Below are 17,566 nucleotides of genomic sequence, written 5' to 3'. Positions count from 1 at the left end.
TCGGGTGCGGCGGCGCTGCTGGGCGCCGCCGCACTCCTCGTCCCGGCGGTACCGGCCGGTGCGGCGACGGCGCCACCGCCCGGACCGGCGGACCTGACGGCCGGGCAGGACACGCGAACACCGGCCCTGGTGCGCGGCATCCACGAGCAGGCCCCGGCCGGGGGCACGGCGGCGGACGCGGCCCGCGCCTACCTGGACCAGCGCCGAGACAGGTACCGCATCCCGGACGCCCGGCACGACCTGGTGCCCGCCGGGACCACCACCGGGAACGGCGAGGAGACCGTCCGGCTCCAGCAACGGCTCCGGGGCGTGCCCGTCCTGGGCGGCCAGTACATCGTCCGCATGGAGAACCGGGACGGCCGGCGGACCGTCACCGGCACCTCCGGCAAGTACTTCACCGGGCTGCGCACCGGCACGACGGACGACATCGGCGCGGCGCTCGCCGTCGAGCGGGCCGTGGACGCCGTCCTCACCGACCTCGACGACCGCCACTGGGCCGGGCGCCCGGACGTCGCCGACACGCCGGAGCGGCAGCTCAAGGGCACCGACCACGGACTGGTCGTCCTGCCCCGCGGCTCCGGCGTCCTCACCCGGCACGTCACGGTGGAGGGCGCCGGGACGGCCGGCGGCGAACCCGTGCGGCGCGAGGTCTACATCGACGCCCACGCCGGCTATCCCGTCCTCCAGTACAGCGGCCTCCAGACGTTCGGCGCCCCCCGAACGGCGACCGCCCCCCGAACGGCGACCGGGCCGCGTACGGCGACCGGGCCGCGTACGGCGACCGGGCCGCGTACGGCGGCGGCACCGGCCCGCGAACCGGTCCCGGCCGTCGAGCGGGGCGCCGGTGTCCGGCTCGACGGAACGACCGTCCCGCTCGAGGTGGAGTACGACGGCAACAGCGCCCAGTACGTGCTGCGCGACCGCTCCCGGATCCCCGCACCGGAGTGGGACGACCGGGTCCTGGCCACCTGGGACGCCCGCGGCACACAGGTCGACGACGCGTCCGGACAGTGGCCCGACGGCATCCGGGAGTTCGGCTCGCCGACCCCCGCGTTCGGCGCCGACGCCACCGAGGCCGGCGCCGTCGACGCGCACTGGGCCGCCGCGCAGGTCTACGACTACTTCCGTGCCGAGCACGGCCGCGACAGCCTCGACGGCCACGGCATGAGCATCAACTCCCTGCTGGGCGTCACCCAGTACGGGCAGCCGTACCTCAACGCCTTCTGGGACGGCGCGAAGATGGTCTACGGCGGCGGCGACGCCGAGTACCTGCCGTTCTCCGCGAGCCTGGACGTCGTCGGGCACGAGATGACGCACGGTGTGATCCAGCACTCGGCGAACCTGGTCTACGCCGGTCAGTCCGGCGCCATGAACGAGGCCATCGCCGACTACTTCGGCAACACCATCGAGGCGGCCGTGAAGGGCACCGCGGCGGACGACCCGGACGCCGGGCTCCTGGGCGAGGGGCTGTGCCGGACGAAGGGCCCCCGTGAGTGCGCGGTGCGCGACCTCAACGACGGCCGCACCACGACGGGTTCGTTCCTCGGGATCGACTTCCTCAACGACAGCGGCGGCGTCCACCTCAACTCGACCATCTTCGGCGGCGCCCTGTGGGACACCCGCACGGAACTGGGCGCCGACCTCGCCGACCGCGTCGTCTACCGGGCGCTGACCCAGTACCTCACCCCGCTCGACGGCTTCACCGAGGGCCGTGACGCGATGCTCGCCGCCGCCAAGGACCTCGGCGTCGACACGGCCGGCCAGAAGAAGCTGAAGCGGGCCTTCACCGCCCACGGCATCGTCCCCGGCTGGGAACTCGCCCTGGGCAGCGACTCCGAACTCCTCTTCGACCGGATCAACACCACGACCACGAACCTCGGCGCGGGCGGCGGCTGGTGGGCGGCGTCCAAGTCGAACGAGGACGGCACGGAGCCGTACTCGGTTTGGGCGGGACGCGCCGACGGCAAGGGCCTGCCGAAGCTCATCAGCCCCAATGACGGCCGCTACCACGTCAGGCCGGCCACCGACGGCAAGACGGTGGTGTGGCAGGCGCAGGGGCCGGGCGGCGTCGACATCCTGGCCAGATCGCTCGCGGGCGGCCCCGTCCGCACGCTGTGGCACGGCCGCAGCGCGGGCAGTGCGACCGGCGTCGACGGGGACGTCGTGGCGTTCGACTACCTGAACGTCGGCGGACGCGGCGGTGTCGTGTACCTCAGCCTGAAGGACCCGGCGAACGTGGTGTCCATCGGCGGCGGCACCTACCACCGGTCGCACGGGTCCTCGGTGAGCCACGGCAAGGTCGCCTACCAGGACATGCGGAGGGTGGGTCTGACCGCGAAGTACGAGTGGAGCACCCGCGTCGTCGACGTCGCGACCGGCGAGGACCGGGAGGTCCAGCAGTCCGACGGCGCCACCTCCCTCGGGCCGACGGCCGTCAACGGCACGCACGTCTTCTGGCTCCTCGCCGGGGAGGCGGAGGACGGGAAGACCACGCTGCGCCGGGCCGCGCTCGACGGCTCCGAGGTGGTGGACCTCACCCCGCCGAGCGGACCGGAGTCCCTGTACGCGTACGACCTCACGGCCTCCGAGGACTCCGTGACGGTCGGCGCCTACGTCCCCGGCGCCGAGATCAGCAACGCGACGATCCCCAAGCTCTACCAGTACGCGGCGGGCGGCACACCGGGAGAGCCCGGCGCGCGCCGGGGGCGGGTCTCCTGCAACCGGGGCGGGCAGACCGGGGCCGCCGCGGTGGGCGGCAGCCAGGTGGTGTGGCTGGACTCGACGACCGGCAGGACCGACGTGGTGACCCGGGCCCGGCCCACGGGCCGCTGCGGCTGACGGACCGGTGCGGCGGCCCCGATCCCGGCCGTGCCCGCTCTCCGGGCGCCCGGGGACCAGGCACGGCGGCCGGTTCGCGTCGGCGTCGGGGCCGACTCCGGTCTCGGCTTCGGCGTCGGAGTCGGAGTCGGAGTCGGCGGCGACCGTAGGACCGTCGCCGCCCCTCCGAACGGGCCGTGACCGCCGCCGGCCGGGCGGCCCGGCGGGACCGGTCGCACCGCCGGTCGCACCGGCCGCACCAGTTGCTCCAGCCGCACCAGCAGGTCCGGCGGGCCGCTCGCGAGGTGGGGCCACCGGGCGCCGAGTGTCAGTGCCGGGTCCTATGGTGGGGAGCACGTTCGAACTCGGCACAGCACACGGGGGAACCATGTCCGCGACCAGCGTCGTCATGCCGGCGCACGCACCACATCCGTCGGTCGTCCACCAGCCGACCCGTCGCGCCCTCGCCGCGGGCGAGCGGCTGGACGGGCACGGCCTGGTGAGCTTCCGCCCGCTGACCCGGCCGTCGCCGCCGACGGTCCGGGAACATCTGGCCGCGCTGGGCGGCGACCCGGCGCAGCTCGATCCCGACCTCGCCGGACTGCTGTTGATCGGCCACCTGATCGTGGAGGGGGACGAGGAGGGCGAGGAGGTCGTCCTCGACGGCGTCACCGGCCGGGTGTTCAGCATGTGGCTCTACGCGAAGTCACCGGGCGGCGCCGAGCTGTTCCCGCTGGCCCCGTCGGTCGGGGCGCTGACCCGCCTCCTCACCGCGGTGGACGACTTCCGGGCCCTGCGCGGCACCTTCGCCGCGCTGGCCGGTCGGACGGGTCCCGAGGCGGTCCGGGAGGCGGAGCGACTGCTGACCGTGGTGTTCGCCGAGGAAGCGTGGGAGGAGGACGGCTGGGGACCGTGCGGTCCGCGCTCCGGCTGGACGCATCCGCTGCCGGCGTACTGGCGGATCGCGGCGGTGATACGCCCACTCGGCCTGATCGCCGGGCCCGGCCGGGGGCTGACCCTGGATCTGCCGGGAGGCCTGTTGGAGGGCGAGTTCGGGGCCGAGGAGATGGTGCGGCTCACGGACGACCAGCTGCCGCCGGCCCTCGGCCACGAGCCGACCCGCCGGTTCCTGACCGAAGTGGGCCTGCCCGGCGACGGGTTCATGTTCTACGGCCCGGTTCCGGAGCCGCTGTCCACCCTTGCGGACGACCGGGCCGGGTCGCGGAGCGACCCCCGGCAGGCCCATCCGTGGGACGGCGGCGAGCGACTGCCGCCGGACGCCGAGCACCTGGTCGTGCTCGGCGGCCTGGTCCACGACTTCGACGTCCTGATCGACGGCCGGACCGGTGCCCTGTTCTACACGCAGACCGGTGCCGACCACGTCGTCCCGGTCAACGCCGACCTGTCCACCCTCGCCTTCACGCTCTGGCTGCACCAGCGGGAACAGGTCCTCGACAAGGAGCACGGCTTCACCCGGGACTTCTACCACCAGCTCGCCGACACCATGATCGAGGTGCTGGCCTCGGTCGACCCGGTGGCCTGCCGCCCCGCCGTCGGCCCGGACGACTACCGGTACTGGCCGGAGGTCTTCCACGACGAGGCGGGCGGCGTGCTCTGACGTCTCTCCGTGGCCCTGGCCCCGGACCCGGACCCGGTCCTCGCCCCGGACCCGGACCCGGACCCGGTCCTCGCCCCGGACCCGGACCCGGACCCGGTCCTCGCCCCGGACCCGGACCCGGACCCGGACCCGGGGGCCTGGCCCCGGACCCGGTCCCGGCCGGCTCCGGGGCCGGGGAGACCGGCGGGCCCTGGTGTCACCTCCGCCAGAACAGGTGGTGGGTCACGCCGCTGGGGCTCGGCACGACCTCGAGGTGGAACCGGTCGAGCAGTTCGTCGGGCGACTCCCACAGCCGTACTCCGGACCCGAGCCTCACCGGCGCGACCGTCACGTGCAGGGTGTCGACGAGATCGGCGTCGAGGAACTGCCTGATGGTGGTGGCCCCGCCGCCGAGACGGACGTCCTTCCCCCGCGCCGCCTCCCGCGCCTGCCCGAGGACCGTGGCCGGGTCGCCGTCGACGAAGTGGAACGTGGTGTCGGAGAGCGTGAAGGAAGGACGCCAGTGGTGGGTCATGACGAACACCGGGGTGCGGAACGGGGGCTCGTCGTCCCACCAGCCCTGCCACTCGAGGTCCTGCCAGGGCCCGCGCTGGGGGCCGAACTTGTTGCGGCCCATGATCTCGGCGCCGATGTTGCGGGCGTAGTCCCGGGTGAAGTAGTCGTCCAGACCCCGGCTGCCTCCGGGGTCGGTGCGCCGGGGCCAGCTGGCCGTGGCGCCGGCCCAGGAGAACAGCTTCTCGGGATCGGCGTGGCCGAACGGCCGCTCCAGGCTCTGGCCCTCACCGGCCCCGAACCCGTCGCTCGAGACGTTGAAGTTCTGGACTTTCAGCAACTGGTCCATGTGTCTCCTCCTGCGCGATGATCGCTGACCATGATGAGACCGCCCGGGCCGGGAGAACTCATCGCCGGTTCCGACACCGGCCGGAGCGAGCCGGTGTCCGGCCCCCGTACCCGGCCCGGGTGGTCGGACCGGGCCGGTCAGGCTTCCGCCGCGGGGGAGGGGACGACGGCGCGGGCGAGGACGGACAGCGCGAACGGGCGGAGGGCGTCGGTGCGTTCCCACCCCGCCGGCTCGACGGTCTCGCGCTGCTTGACGTACTCGACCGGGTCCAGCCGGTGCGCACGCAGGAGGACGTCCATCTCCTCGACGCTCAGGAACGTCCGCCAGGGCTCGCCGCGCTCGGCCGCGGCCGCCATGACCGACTCGGCGTACGCCTGCCCCGCCTCGTCCCGCAGCTCGTCGGGGAGCAGGTGCTCCACGACGAGTTCGGTGCCGGGCGGGAAGCCGCCGATCACGGCGAGCGTCCGGCCGATCGCCTCCCGGGTGAGGTACATGGTCACCCCGAGCCAGCTGACCAGGGCGGGCCGGCCCGGATCGAAACCGGCCCGCACGAGGCGGCCGGTCAGCGAGCGGGGCGACTGATGCTCGAAGTCGAACGGGACGAAGACCGCGGACGGCGGCACCTCGGTCCGCGTCGCTGTCAGCAGCCCCCGCTTCCACTCCTGGGTCGCGGGCAGGTCGACCTCGAACACCCTGACACGGTCGGCCAGTGCGGACCGGTAGGCGAAGGAGTCCAGCCCGGCGCCGAGGATGACGTACTGGTCCACGCCCTCGTCGGCCAGCGCGGCCAGCCGGTCCTCGGTGTAGCGGCTGCGGGTGACGGCCGAGGTCCGCGCACCGGCCAGGACCGGGTGGGCGCCGTAGGACCGGTGGTACGAGAGGAGTTCCTCGGCACGCTGTCCCAGGAAGGTCCGCGCGAGGGGATCGGCGAAGATCGAAGGGCTGTCGTCGACGAGAAGATGCGCCGCGCGTGCCGCGGCCGCCATGAGAGCCGTCTGGCTCGGGTGTCCGTTGTTCTCCATGGACGCAGATGGTACGGGCTTTTTCTGACATCATATCATAAGATAATGAATAACGGAAGTATCAGCTGATAGTGATTCGGCAACGAATCCGTGCTTCCGCTCCCCGGCCCGGCGGCCGTTCGCCTGCTGTCCCGCCGGACCGTGCCGCCCCGCCCCGCTGAGCCGAGCTGGGCCGGGCGGCCCCGCCGAGCGCGTCCCCGCACTAAAGTGGTGGCCTCACCAGTCCAGGCGACAGTGCACCTGTGAGGTACTCGCGAACCATGCCGACCGAAACGTTTGAGTTCCAGGTTGAAGCACGTCAGCTCCTCCAGCTGATGATCCACTCGGTCTACTCGAACAAGGACGTCTTCCTGAGGGAACTCGTCTCCAACGCCTCCGACGCGCTGGACAAGCTACGTCTGGAGGCCCTGCGGGACGACACGCTCGACGCCGACACGTCCGACCTGCACATCGAGATCGAGGCGGACCCCGACGCCCGCACCCTCACCGTGCGGGACAACGGCATCGGAATGTCCTACGAGGAGGTCACCCGGCTCATCGGCACCATCGCCAACTCCGGCACGGCGACCTTCCTCAAGGAACTGCGCGAGGCGCAGGAGGGCGCCGGGGCCGACGGGCTGATCGGCCAGTTCGGCGTCGGTTTCTACTCGAGCTTCATGGTCGCCGACGAGGTCACCCTCATCACCCGGCGCGCCGGCGAGGCCCAGGGCACCCGCTGGACCTCGCGCGGTGAGGGAACGTACACCCTGGACAGCGCCGACGAGGCCCCGCAGGGCACCTCCGTCACCCTCCACCTCAAGCCCGCGGACTCCGAGAACCAGCTGCACGACTACACCTCCGCCTGGAAGATCAAGGAGATCGTCAAGCGGTACTCGGACTTCATCACCTGGCCGGTCCGCCTCGTCACCGGCGCGCCCGACGGCGAGGACACTCCCGAGCCCGAGACGCTGAACTCCATGAAGGCCCTGTGGGCGCGCCCGCGGGAGGAGGTGTCCGACGAGGACTACCACGAGCTGTACAAGCACATCAGCCACGACTGGCGCGATCCGCTGGAGACCGTCCGTCTCCAGGCCGAGGGCACCTTCGAGTACCAGGCGCTGCTCTTCGTGCCCTCCCACGCTCCGCACGACCTGTTCACCCAGGGTCACCGGCGCGGCCTCCAGCTCTTCGTCAAGCGCGTCTTCATCATGGACGACTGCGAGGAACTGCTCCCGCCCTACCTCCGCTTCGTCAAGGGCGTCGTCGACGCACAGGACCTCTCGCTCAACGTGTCCCGCGAGATCCTGCAACAGGACCGCCAGATCCGCCTGATGCAGCGCCGGCTGACGAAGAAGCTCCTCTCCACCGTCAAGGACATGCGCTCGGCGGCCCCGGACCGCTACCGCACGTTCTGGCGGGAGTTCGGCGCGGTGCTGAAGGAGGGCCTGGTCACCGACTTCGACAACCGTGACGCCCTCCTCGCCGCCGCGTCCTTCGCCACCACCCATGACGCCGAGGAGCCGACCACGCTCGAGGCGTACGCGGAGAGGATGAAGGACGGCCAGGAGGACATCTACTACATCACCGGCCAGTCCCGGCAGAGCATCGAGAACTCCCCGCACATGGAGGCGTTCCGGGCCAAGGGTGTCGAGGTCCTGCTGCTGACCGACCCGGTCGACGAGGTGTGGGTCGACACGGTGGGCGAGTACCAGGGCAAGCGGCTCCGGTCGGTCACCAAGGGCGAGATCGACCTCGACGGCGACCAGGACGCGGAGAAGGACGCCGAGAAGGAGAAGCACGGAGAGGAGTACGCCGGGCTGCTCGGCTGGATGACGGAGCACCTGGCCGAGGAGGTCAAGGAGGTCCGCCTCTCCTCCCGTCTCACCGTCTCGCCGGCCTGCGTCGTCTCCGACGCCGAGGACCTCACCCCGGCACTGGAGAACATGTACCGGGCGATGGGCCGGGAGGTGCCGCAGACCAAGCGCATCCTCGAACTCAATCCCGACCACCAGCTCGTCAAGGGCATCCGGCAGGCCCACGCGCGCCAGGGCGACCACACGGAACTCGCCGAGGCCGCCGAACTCCTGCACGGCCTCGCGCTGCTCGCCGAAGGCGGACAGCCCAAGGATCCCGGCCGGTTCGTGAAGCTGGCGGCCGACCGGCTGGAACGCACGCTCTAGCCGCGTAGATCACCGCCAGCACCGCCACCGCCAGCGCCACCGTCGCCGCCGTCACCCGGGTCCCCGCGCAACCAGGGGGATCCGGTGACGGCGGCGTACGCCCCCGGCGGGACGTACCGTCCGCCGAAGGTGCACCGGCCGCCGCCGTGCCTGATCCCGGCCACCCCGGCGCACCCGGGCCAGGGACGCCGCCGAAGGTGCACAGTCCGCCGCCGTGTCCGATCCCGGCCGTCCCGGCACACCCGGGCCGGGCACCCATGCCCCCACGCCCCCACGCGGCCAGGTGTGTGCGCCGAGTGCCGTGTGCCGTGCGTCCAGGAGGGGCCAGGGGGCGTCCCTCGCCTCAGCGGCGCAGGGCTTCGAACGCCTGACGTGCGGCGATCCCGATGGCGAGGTCGAGGTCGGGTGCCAGGCCGGCCCGGCGGTCGCCGCGGGTGAGCGCGGCCATCGCCACCCGGTCGCCGGAGTCGGCCTCCACCACGCCGATCTCGTGCCGCAGATGCAGGAACGTGCCGGTCTTGCCGCTCAGCCGGAGCGTGTCCGCCCGCAGTTCGCCGGCGAGCCGGTGCGTGAACACCTGCATGCCCATCAACCGGCGCAGCTCCGCCGTCGCCGCCGGCCGCGCGACCTCGTCCCGCCACACCCGTTGCAGCAGGTCGACCAGGGCCGTGGCGGTTCCGGCGTTGGCGTGCGCGGGATCGAGCGTCTCGATGGTGTGCCGCCCGGCCCGGTCGTCCCGGACGGCCAGTTCCAGAGCCAGGGAGAAGTCGTCGCCGACCGCTCCGGCGGCACATTCGTACATCCGGTTCATCCGGTGCCGTAGGCGCAGGTCCCCGCATTCCCACTCCCGCAGGCGGGCATCGACCTCCGCCACGGGGACCAGACCGAACAACGCGTCGGCGGCGGCGTTGTCGCTCACGGAGAGCATGAGGAGCAGCAGGTCGCCGACGGCCGCGGTCGCCGGGTGCCGGAACGCGGCGAGACCGGTGGGCCCGACGCTGCTCGTGGCAGGGTCAACCGTCACCGGCCGGGCGGCGTCGAGTTCGCCGGCCGCGATCCGGTCCAGCACGACGAGGGCCAGCGGGACCTTCGCCACGGAGGCGAGGGGCAGCGGCTCGTCGACGTCGAAGCCGAGTTGCTCGCCGGTGTCGATGTCGCGGGCGAGGAACGAACCGCGCAGCCCCACGTCCGCCCAGTCGGCGGCGATCGACTCGGCTACTTCGAGCAGGGCGCCGCTGCCGGCGACGCAGGCCGGGCGGTACGGCGGGCCGGCGCTCATCCGCGCGCCGCCAGTCGGGACACGGCGTCCTCGCCGGACCTGTACGACCGTGCCGTGGCCGGTGCGGTCGGCGCGGCGCCCACCCCGGCCACGAGCAGTGCGGCGAGCCAGCCCGGCACATCCGCCGAGCCGGACCGGCCAGGGCTCGCGCGCGGGACGTAACCCCGGTGCAGGGAAGCGTCGTTCAACGGCGCCCATCCGGCCCCGTGCATTCTCGCGAACGGCTCGGTGCACAGCAGTGTCACCCGTCCGGCCAGTGTCTCGGCGAGCGCGGTCGCCACCGGGCCGGCCGGCCGGAACAGGGCTTCGGGAAGTCCGGCGCGCGCGGCCGCGCGGCCGAGCCGGTCCCGCGCGTACGGCACCTGGTCCTCCGGCAGGACCAGTACGGGGAGCGCGGACGGCCGCGTACGGAGCGGGCCCTGCCGGCGTCGTGGCCGAAGTTCCTCCAGGTGGACCGCACGCGGACGGGACTTGGTCCGGGCGCCGTGCGAAGCCGGTGCCACCGCGGCAGCGGCCGCCCCGTCCGACGCCGCGGCCGTCCCCTCGGGTGCGCCGGCCGGCGGCGCTGAGGCCAGGCCGATCGGTACGCGCAGCGACGCGTCCTCCGGCTGCACCCGAACCAGCGCGTACGCCAGCGATCCGTCGGCCAGGCCGGACTCCCGCTCCCCGGGCGGCAGTTCGCGCACTTTGAGGGTGATGCCGCGCTCCGCGCCGGCGCGGATGACGCGCGCCAGCGCCGCGGGAGCGCAGTCCGCGGGCACGCCCACGGCACGCACCGCCGACCGCTGGGCCGACCGCGCGACGTGCCGCAGCCGCTCGGCCCGGTCCAGCACGTCCCGGGCGTACGGCAGGAGCAGCACACCGAGCTCGGTGACCTCGACCTGCCGCCTCGAACGGTCGAACAGGAGTCCGCCGAGGTGCGCCTCCAGCGTCTTGACGCGCCGGCTGAGCAGCGGCTGGGCGATTCCGAGCCGGTCGGCGGCGCGCGAGAAGCTCGCCTCGTCGACGGCGGCCGCGTATGCCTCCAGATGCGCGAGGAGATCCATCCGGCAGTCATATCAATAAGTTATGACCGCTTCAAAGTGCCCCTTCGGCTTCTCGAGCGGCTGACGCCCGTGACTGAGCACGATAGGCGGCCCTTGAGTACGCCGGTCGGCCCCTGAGCACGCCGGTCGGCCTCTGAGCACGGCAGCGACCGGCGGCACGCTGCCACAGCCTTCAAGGGGCGGCGGCCGGGGCCCGTCCGCCGGGGCGGTGCCGGCTTCGAGCGAGGAGCAGCCCGTCGTCGGTGGGGTCGGACCGAGGCGGTCAGGCGCCGCGCTCCCTGGCCGACCGCTCGTAGCGGCTTCGGAGGCGCCCGACCTCTTCCCAGAAGAGATCCGTGTAGCCGGACTCCACTGGACGGAATCCGGACAGTTCCGCGAGGAGGTCCAGGGCCCGTTCCGGACGGCCGCCCTCACCGGCCGCACGCACGTGCCGCAGCAGGGCCTCCCGGTACTTCGCCGTGGGAGGCGCGGACAGCGCACGCGGAGGCGGGAGCAGGTCGTCCCACAGCAGGGCGGCCCGCGCGTAGTCCTTCAACGCGTAGGAGTCCTCGGCGACGGCGGCGCACACCTCCTGCCGCCGTGGGTCGCCCGGGGGCAGACCCCGCATCAGATCGGGCAGCAGTGGCGCCAGGGCATCGCGGCGCGCCCGCTGCGCCGCCGTACCCTCGCGGTGGCGCTCGCGGCCGCGTCGGAACTCCCGGAGCCCGCCGTACGCCTGGTCGATGCGCGCGTACAGCACCGCGGGGTCCAGTGGCCCCAGGCCGGCCGGCGCGGCCCGCTGGAGAACGGCCGCCAGCCGTGGCAACACCGGTCCGGGATCCCCGTGGCCGCGGCGGACCACGTACCCCAGGTGCAGCAGCTCCGCCGCCACGGTCAACGGGTCCCGTGGCCCGAGCCGTCGGGCGGTGTCCGCGGCGAACGCCCGGAGCCGTCTCTCGGCATCCCGCGCGTAGGGTCGTTCCTGAACCAGCTCCGCGAACCGGGCCAGATGGTCGCGCGCCTGCGCCCTGTCGTCGGTGACAGCGCCGCTCTCGGCGCCCGGCCCGTGGCCGTGCCGCGGCCCGGTCTCCGTCGGGATGCGCGAGGCCGGGGCCGCGCTTGTGGAGCCGGGTCCCACGAGGCTGGTGGAGCCGGGTCCCACGAGTTCCGCCAGCCGCCGCTCGGCCTCCCTGGCATCCGCCGGCCGGTCGGCGGGGTCCTTGGCCAGCAGGTCGGCGACGAGTCGATCGGCCGCGGGCGGCAGTCCGGGCCGCAGCACGCTCGGCACAGGTGGTGCGGCGGACACGTGCCGGGTCAGCAGCTCGACCGGGTCCTCACCGCTGAAGGCGGGTCTGCCGGTCCACAGTTCGACCAGGACGCATCCGAGTGCGTAGAGGTCCGCCCGCCCGTCCACGCCCGTGCCCCGCCAGCGTTCGGGGGCCATGTACGGCAGCGAACCGACCACGGACCCCGCGGCGGTGAGGGCCGTTCCCCCGTCCCGCCGGATCGCGATGCCGAAGTCGAGCACCTTCACCACGCCCGCCTCGGTCACCATGACGTTCGCCGGCTTGATGTCCCGGTGCACGATGCCCGCGTCGTGCGCCGCGGCCAGCGCCGCGCAGATCTGCCGGGCCCAGCCGACGCTCTCCGCGAAACCGGGCAGGCCACGCGCCAGCACACCGGCCAGGTCCGTACCCGCCACGTACTCCATCACCAGGTAGACGACCGTCCGTCCGCCGTCCGTGAATTCCCCCACGTCGTGGACGACGGCGACGTTCGGGTGCGTGAGGGCTCCGGCGAGGTGGGCCTCCCGCACGAAGCGGCGCACCGCCTCCGCGCTCTCGGCCGCACCGGTCTTGACCACGACCACCCGCTCGATGCGCAGGTCGTACGCACGCCACGCGGTACCGAACCCGCCGCTCCCCAGCGGGGTCTGAAGGCGGTACCGACCTCCCACCACGTCTCCGGCCCCGACCATGTCCCTCTGCCCCCTCCGCCGCCACTGGCCCCCGCGATCAGGCTGCCAGATCCGTCCCGGGCCGCAAGCGGTTCCAGGATCCCGGGGCGCGGGGGTCGGGGGTCGGGGGTCGGGGCGCGGGGGTCGGCGGCTCGGGCCGCGGGCGCGGCCGCCGGGCGGCGCCTGACAGTGCCGCGGCAGGCAACGTTCGCCCGTCAAGGAGCGGCGCCCGGTGCGTGCTCTCTGGGGGTCCCCCCTGCTCGAAGAGCTCGGGGGAGTGCCAGCCGGAAGTCCTCGTACTGGGCGTACTTGGGCTTTCGGCCGGTGCGGCGAGTGGGGTTCCCCCTGCTCGAAGAGCTCGGGGGAGGCGTGCCGGGCGTCGCGACGGGGCGAACGTTGCCTGTTGCCGCACTAGCACGGCCGGTGCCCCCCGGCGCCGGCTCAGGGGCGCCGGGGAGCCCCGGCCGGGGCGATGGGGCCGTACGGCCGGGCACGCGGTGATCAGCCGTTGATCGGGGTGTCGTAGTGCGCCCACGAATCCCAGTTGCCGTCGTGGTCACGGTTACGGCCCCAGTACTCCCCGCTCTGGTCGTAGTAGAACAACCTGAAGCTCCAGCGGTCGCTGGTGTCGTAGTCGTAGGCGTACGCCTTGCTGTACGCCTTCCCTCCCATGGACATCCAGCCCGACCAGTCCCCGTCGGAGTCGGTCCAGCGGGTCCACACCGCACGGTCGGTGCCGACGACGAACTCCTGCTTCGTACCGTTGGGGAGCTTGTAGCTGGTCACCTCGTACTCGCAGATGTAGACACCGCCTCCGCGCGAGCAGTTGCTCGCCTCGGCCGGCGTGGCCACCGCCGCGACACTCGCGAGGGCGGCGGCCGCGATCACGGCTGCCTTGAACTTGCGGACCAGCATGACTCTCTCCTCCGGACGTGCGTCCCCGCCCCGTTCGGGCAGGGACGCGGTGCTCATGGCGGAAGTCTTCAGCCCGCCGCTGGCGTCCCGCTAACGTTCCGCCGACGTTCCTCGTGCGCGGGGCGGTCCAGCGCCCGCCCGGACCCGTGACGCTCTCCGGCCGCCTTGCCCGGGAGCTGGACCCGCCGCCGAGGACGCGCGCCTTCCCCGGTCGGCCGGCGGGCGCCGTTTCCGGATCAGCTCTTCAGACTGTAGAAGCGCATCGGTGAGTTCGGCTCGAAGCCGATACGCGGGTACACGGGTGCTCCGGCGACGGTCGCGTGCAGGGCGGCGCGGGTCAGTCCGGTGGCCCGGGCGCCTTCGTGCAGCGCCTTGCGGGTCACCGCCTCCCCGTAGCCCCTGCGCTCCCACTCGGGGAGCGTGGCGACGAGGACGACGAAGAGCCGCCCCTCCGCTTCCACGGTCGCGGCGCAGGTCACCGGGACACCGTCCCGCAGGCCCAGATAGGCGTGCACGTCGTTCTTCCACAGCGCGGAGCCGACGAGCCCGTCGCGGCCGTCCTCCAGGGGGAAGCCGTAGGCGCGCGAGTTGATGTCCGCGTAGGCCCGCAGCTGTTCGTCGGTGCGCACGCGCGCGAACGTCAGGTCGGGATGGACCGGGTCGGGGACGGGGAGCAGGTCCCCGGCCATGCCGGTGCCGGGGAAGGCGTGCTGGAGGCCGGCGCGTTCGGCCGCCTCCGCGAGCTCCGCGCGGGCCCCGGCGTCGAGCAGGTCCTCGAAGAGCCAGAGGAAGCCCGGGTGCTTCTTCGCGCGCATGATGTCCGCCGCCTGGTTCAGACGCCGCCGCACGAGCGCCGCGTCCGCTCCCACCTCGGTCAGCGTGACGCAGTTCCAGAACGCGAACCGGCAGTCGGCCCAGCGCACGGCGAGGCCGGGCAGGTCGCGCACATCCGCGTCCGGTTCCCGGTCCAGGACCATGGCACGCCAGACCGTGGCGAGCTGTTCCATCGATTCGATCGATTCGGCGAGACCTGTCATGGAGAGCTCCTACTCCTCGCAGTCGAGTGTGCGGACGGTTCGCGGTGTCAACGAACGGCGCCGGTCCGGGGGTTCGCACCGCCTCGGGCCCCGGCGTGCCCGGCCCCGCCGGCGCGCCCGGCGGGGCGTCGCCCGGTCGTGGCGGTGTCCGGCGGCCCGGGACGGAACAGGCGGCCGGCCTCGGCGGCGCGGCGGTCGCGGGGGGCGACCGCCGTCACGAGCCCGACGGGACGGATCACGGTGCCGGCTCCGATCGTTCCGCCGCGGGTGCGTCCTGCACCCGGCGGACCATCTTCCACGGCCCGCCCGGCAGAGCGCTCCTCTTTACGCCGGTCCGGCCGGTAAGCCGCAGCGGACCGGCGGTGACGGCGTGGATCAGCCGATCGGCGGTGACGGCGCGCACCGGTCGGCCGGTGCGACGGCGTACATCGGCCGGGAGCCTGCGCGGCCCGGGCCCGGGCCGCCGTGCCGAGCCCCGCGGACGTACTCGGGTGACAACTGAGTATGTGCGCTCTGGTCGGTGCCCGGACCAACCGCGACGCTCGGTCCATGCGCGAAGGAATACGGAGAACCCTCCCGCGACAACTGCTGTGGACGCTCGTGGCGGCCGCCGTGTCGGCGGCGGCCTGGGCCGCCTGGCTGGGCTGGGACCAGCGGCGTGACGTGCACCCCGACGGTTCGACGACCGGCCCGTACGAGGCGTGGCAGGTGGCCGGGCTGATCCTGACCCTGCTGGTGGCGGTGTGCTGGGCGGCGTCCCGGCGCCACGTCGTCGCCGCCGTGCTCGGCCCCACGGCCGGCCTGACCGGCGCCGCGTTCTACGACTGGTCGGACGACGCGAGCGGCCTCTTCGTCGTCGGCGTGGGACTGGTCATGCTGGGAAGCCTCGCGGGCACTTCCGCGGTCGCCGCCGTGACCGCCGCCGTGCAGCGGGCCGGACGGCGCGGCTGAGCGCCCGACCCGCCGTCGCCCGGCGCCCGGTGGCGTGCGGTCATCCCGGGCCGGCGCAGGGGCCGTCGGTTCCGGTCACCTGGGCCACCAGCCGCAGTCCGGTCTCCTGCGCGACCCGTTCCGCGGTCATGCCCGCGCCGGACTCCTGCCGCAGCGCGTCGAAGATGCCCAGCTCGAAGCGGCTCAGCACGTTTATGAACCGCAGCGGGCCCAGAAGGTATTCGCGGGACTTGGTGAGTACGGCGTCCGATTCGGTCATCGTGTTCTCCTTCGCCGGCCCCGGGCGGGGCACTGAGGTGGTGAACTGCGGGGAGAACAGGAAGGGCGCCGTCGCGGGGCACGCGCGAAGTCGCTGCCGAACTCGGGCCGCCCCGCGCGCAACCCGTGGCCGTCCGTCGGTGTTCCAGGTGGGTGATGGACGAGATTGCCGAGCAGCTGACCGAGCGACTGGCGGTGGACCTGGATGACGGCTTCACGGAGCTGGTACGGGTCCACGCCCCGGCGATCCGCGCGTTCCTGCTACGGGTCTCCGGATCCGCCACGGAGGCGGAGGACCTGGCGCAGGAGACGTTCCTGCGGGCCTACTCGGCGCTGCGCGGCTACGGTGCCGCACGCCGCCGCGAGTTACGCCTCAGAGCCTGGCTGCTGACGATCGCGACGAACGTATGGCGCAACCACGTCCGCACCGGCGTGCGCCGGCCCACCTCGGTGGGCGCCGTGGAGGACTCCCGCGAGTCGTGGCACGACACCAGCCCGGGGCCGGAGGAACTGGCGGCGGTGGCGGAGGACCGGGGCCGGCTGGTCACCGCGCTGTCGGCGCTGCCGGAGAGCCCGCGGGTGGCGATCGTGCTGCGCCACGTGCTCGGGCTGAGCTACAGCGAGATCGCCCAGGCCCAGGGCTGCCCGGTGGGCACGGTGAAGGCCCAGGTCTCGCGCGGCATCGGGACGCTGCGGCAGATCCTGGAGAACAACGACCCGCCACGGGAGGGGGTGCAGCGGTGACCGCGGAACACGACGGCCGCGAGAGCGCTCCGTACGACATCGAGGCCGCTCTCGCCGGGCTCGCCGACCCGCCGCCCGCGGACTTCGCTCTGCGCGTCCTGCGGCGCGTGGGCATCCCGGAGGAACGGTACGACACCTGGGTGAGCCTGGACACGCCCGCCGGACCGCTGTACGTGGCCCACAGCCCGACCGCGGTGACCGGGGCCCTACTGGCACGGCTCGCGGGCGGCGCCGACGAGTTCGAGGCACGGCACTGGCGGCGCACCCGGCGCACCGCGGTGCGCGCGGTGACGCCGCTGCGCGGGGTGCGCACCGCGCTGCGCACGGGCCGCGCACACCGCCTTCCCGTCGACCTCGCGGGGCTCGATCCGGTGGAGCGGGCGGTGCTCACGGCCGTGCGCTCGATCCCCAGCGGTCAGCTGCGCCCGCTCGGCTGGGTGGCCCGGGAGGCCCCGGCGGCCGAGGCCGGGACGGTGCTCGCCGCCCTCGCGCGCAACCCGGTGCAGGTCCTCATCCCCTCCCACCGGGTGACGCACGACGACGGCACGCCGTGCGACGCGGACCTGCCGGAGGACTGCGGGGCGGCGCTGCGTGCCGCGGAGGGCATCGATCCGGTGCGTCTGGAGGAGCTCGCCGCCCGGGGCGCCGTCTTCCTGGGCAGTGACACCACCCGCGTCTACTGCCATCCGACGTGCGCGCACGCCCGCCGGATCACCCCGCCCCACCAGCGTCCGTTCCGCACCGCCGGGGAGGCCCACCGGGCCGGCTACCGCGCCTGCCGCAGTTGCCGTCCCCTCACGGTGTGAGCCGCCTCCCGGCCGACCCGGCGTGCCGGGCCCCGCGTCCGGCGCTCACGAAACTCGCCGGGCCGTCGGCGCGCTGAGCGGGATCGCGCCCTACGGCAGCACCGCGGCCTACGGCGCGCTCTCGCCGCCGCACTCGA

Annotated in this window: 14 protein-coding genes; 6 read left to right on the top strand and 8 right to left on the bottom strand. The window is 73.6% G+C overall.

The features are described 5' to 3' along the window. The first annotated feature begins 129 nt into the window (after positions 1-129). Both ACF061_RS13070 and ACF061_RS13065 read left to right on the top strand, forming a co-directional pair. Positions 130-2,838 carry a M4 family metallopeptidase gene (locus ACF061_RS13070; RefSeq protein WP_392266919.1) on the top strand — a complete coding sequence of 903 codons (2,709 nt, stop codon included), beginning with the start codon at positions 130-132 and terminating at the stop codon, positions 2,836-2,838. Positions 2,839-3,205: 367 nt separating this feature from the next. Continuing rightward, positions 3,206-4,435: an SUKH-4 family immunity protein gene (locus ACF061_RS13065; protein ID WP_392266918.1), complete on the top strand. Its 1,230-nt coding sequence runs from the start codon at positions 3,206-3,208 to the stop codon at positions 4,433-4,435. 196 nt (positions 4,436-4,631) lie between these two features. Here the strand turns inward: ACF061_RS13065 and ACF061_RS13060 are convergent, their stop codons facing one another. Both ACF061_RS13060 and ACF061_RS13055 read right to left on the bottom strand, forming a co-directional pair. Continuing rightward, positions 4,632-5,276, bottom strand: a complete 645-nt coding sequence (locus ACF061_RS13060) for a dihydrofolate reductase family protein (protein ID WP_392266917.1) — start codon at positions 5,274-5,276, stop codon at positions 4,632-4,634. Between the two features lie 137 nt (positions 5,277-5,413). After that, on the bottom strand, positions 5,414-6,298 hold the full coding sequence (locus ACF061_RS13055; protein ID WP_392266916.1) for a class I SAM-dependent methyltransferase: 885 nt from the start codon (positions 6,296-6,298) through the stop codon (positions 5,414-5,416). Between the two features lie 260 nt (positions 6,299-6,558). Between ACF061_RS13055 and htpG the strand changes: the two genes are divergently transcribed. Next, complete coding sequence (htpG, locus tag ACF061_RS13050) at positions 6,559-8,457, top strand: molecular chaperone HtpG (protein WP_392266915.1); 1,899 nt, start codon at positions 6,559-6,561, stop codon at positions 8,455-8,457. A gap of 343 nt (positions 8,458-8,800) precedes the next feature. Here the strand turns inward: htpG and ACF061_RS13045 are convergent, their stop codons facing one another. The 5 genes from ACF061_RS13045 to ACF061_RS13025 form a co-directional block, all read right to left on the bottom strand. Further along, positions 8,801-9,736 (bottom strand): serine hydrolase, encoded by a 936-nt coding sequence (locus ACF061_RS13045; RefSeq protein WP_392266914.1) that lies wholly within the window; start codon positions 9,734-9,736, stop codon positions 8,801-8,803. Next, positions 9,733-10,782, bottom strand: a complete 1,050-nt coding sequence (locus ACF061_RS13040; protein WP_392266913.1) for a LysR family transcriptional regulator — start codon at positions 10,780-10,782, stop codon at positions 9,733-9,735. The genes ACF061_RS13045 and ACF061_RS13040 overlap by 4 nt, the downstream gene beginning before the upstream one ends. A gap of 262 nt (positions 10,783-11,044) precedes the next feature. Continuing rightward, positions 11,045-12,739, bottom strand: a complete 1,695-nt coding sequence (locus ACF061_RS13035) for a serine/threonine-protein kinase (RefSeq protein ID WP_392266912.1) — start codon at positions 12,737-12,739, stop codon at positions 11,045-11,047. Positions 12,740-13,219: 480 nt separating this feature from the next. Then, the gene (locus ACF061_RS13030; RefSeq protein WP_392266911.1) at positions 13,220-13,690 is read right to left on the bottom strand and encodes a hypothetical protein; all 471 of its coding nucleotides are present in this window, start codon (positions 13,688-13,690) and stop codon (positions 13,220-13,222) included. Positions 13,691-13,869: 179 nt separating this feature from the next. After that, entirely contained in the window at positions 13,870-14,670 is an 801-nt protein-coding gene (locus ACF061_RS13025) for a GNAT family N-acetyltransferase (protein ID WP_392266910.1), read from the bottom strand. Positions 14,671-15,219: 549 nt separating this feature from the next. On the opposite strand from ACF061_RS13025, the gene ACF061_RS13020 reads away from it, so the two are divergent. Then, positions 15,220-15,621, top strand: a complete 402-nt coding sequence (locus ACF061_RS13020) for a hypothetical protein (RefSeq protein WP_392266909.1) — start codon at positions 15,220-15,222, stop codon at positions 15,619-15,621. 40 nt (positions 15,622-15,661) lie between these two features. On the opposite strand, the gene ACF061_RS13015 is transcribed toward ACF061_RS13020, so the two are convergent. After that, positions 15,662-15,880, bottom strand: coding sequence for a hypothetical protein (locus ACF061_RS13015; protein WP_392266908.1), 219 nt, complete (start codon positions 15,878-15,880; stop codon positions 15,662-15,664). Between the two features lie 155 nt (positions 15,881-16,035). Here ACF061_RS13015 and ACF061_RS13010 point away from each other — a divergent pair, with 155 nt between their 5' ends. Next, positions 16,036-16,623 (top strand): RNA polymerase sigma factor, encoded by a 588-nt coding sequence (locus tag ACF061_RS13010; protein WP_392266907.1) that lies wholly within the window; start codon positions 16,036-16,038, stop codon positions 16,621-16,623. Beyond that, the gene (locus ACF061_RS13005) at positions 16,620-17,429 is read left to right on the top strand and encodes an Ada metal-binding domain-containing protein (RefSeq protein ID WP_392266906.1); all 810 of its coding nucleotides are present in this window, start codon (positions 16,620-16,622) and stop codon (positions 17,427-17,429) included. The genes ACF061_RS13010 and ACF061_RS13005 overlap by 4 nt, the downstream gene beginning before the upstream one ends. Positions 17,430-17,566: the final 137 nt, after the last annotated feature.

The sequence above is a fragment of the Streptomyces sp. NPDC015220 genome (genome assembly GCF_043079345.1).
GTDB lineage: Bacteria > Actinomycetota > Actinomycetes > Streptomycetales > Streptomycetaceae > Streptomyces.
Note: the sequence above shows the minus strand (reverse complement) of the source record. Positions and strands in the feature narration are given on the sequence as shown.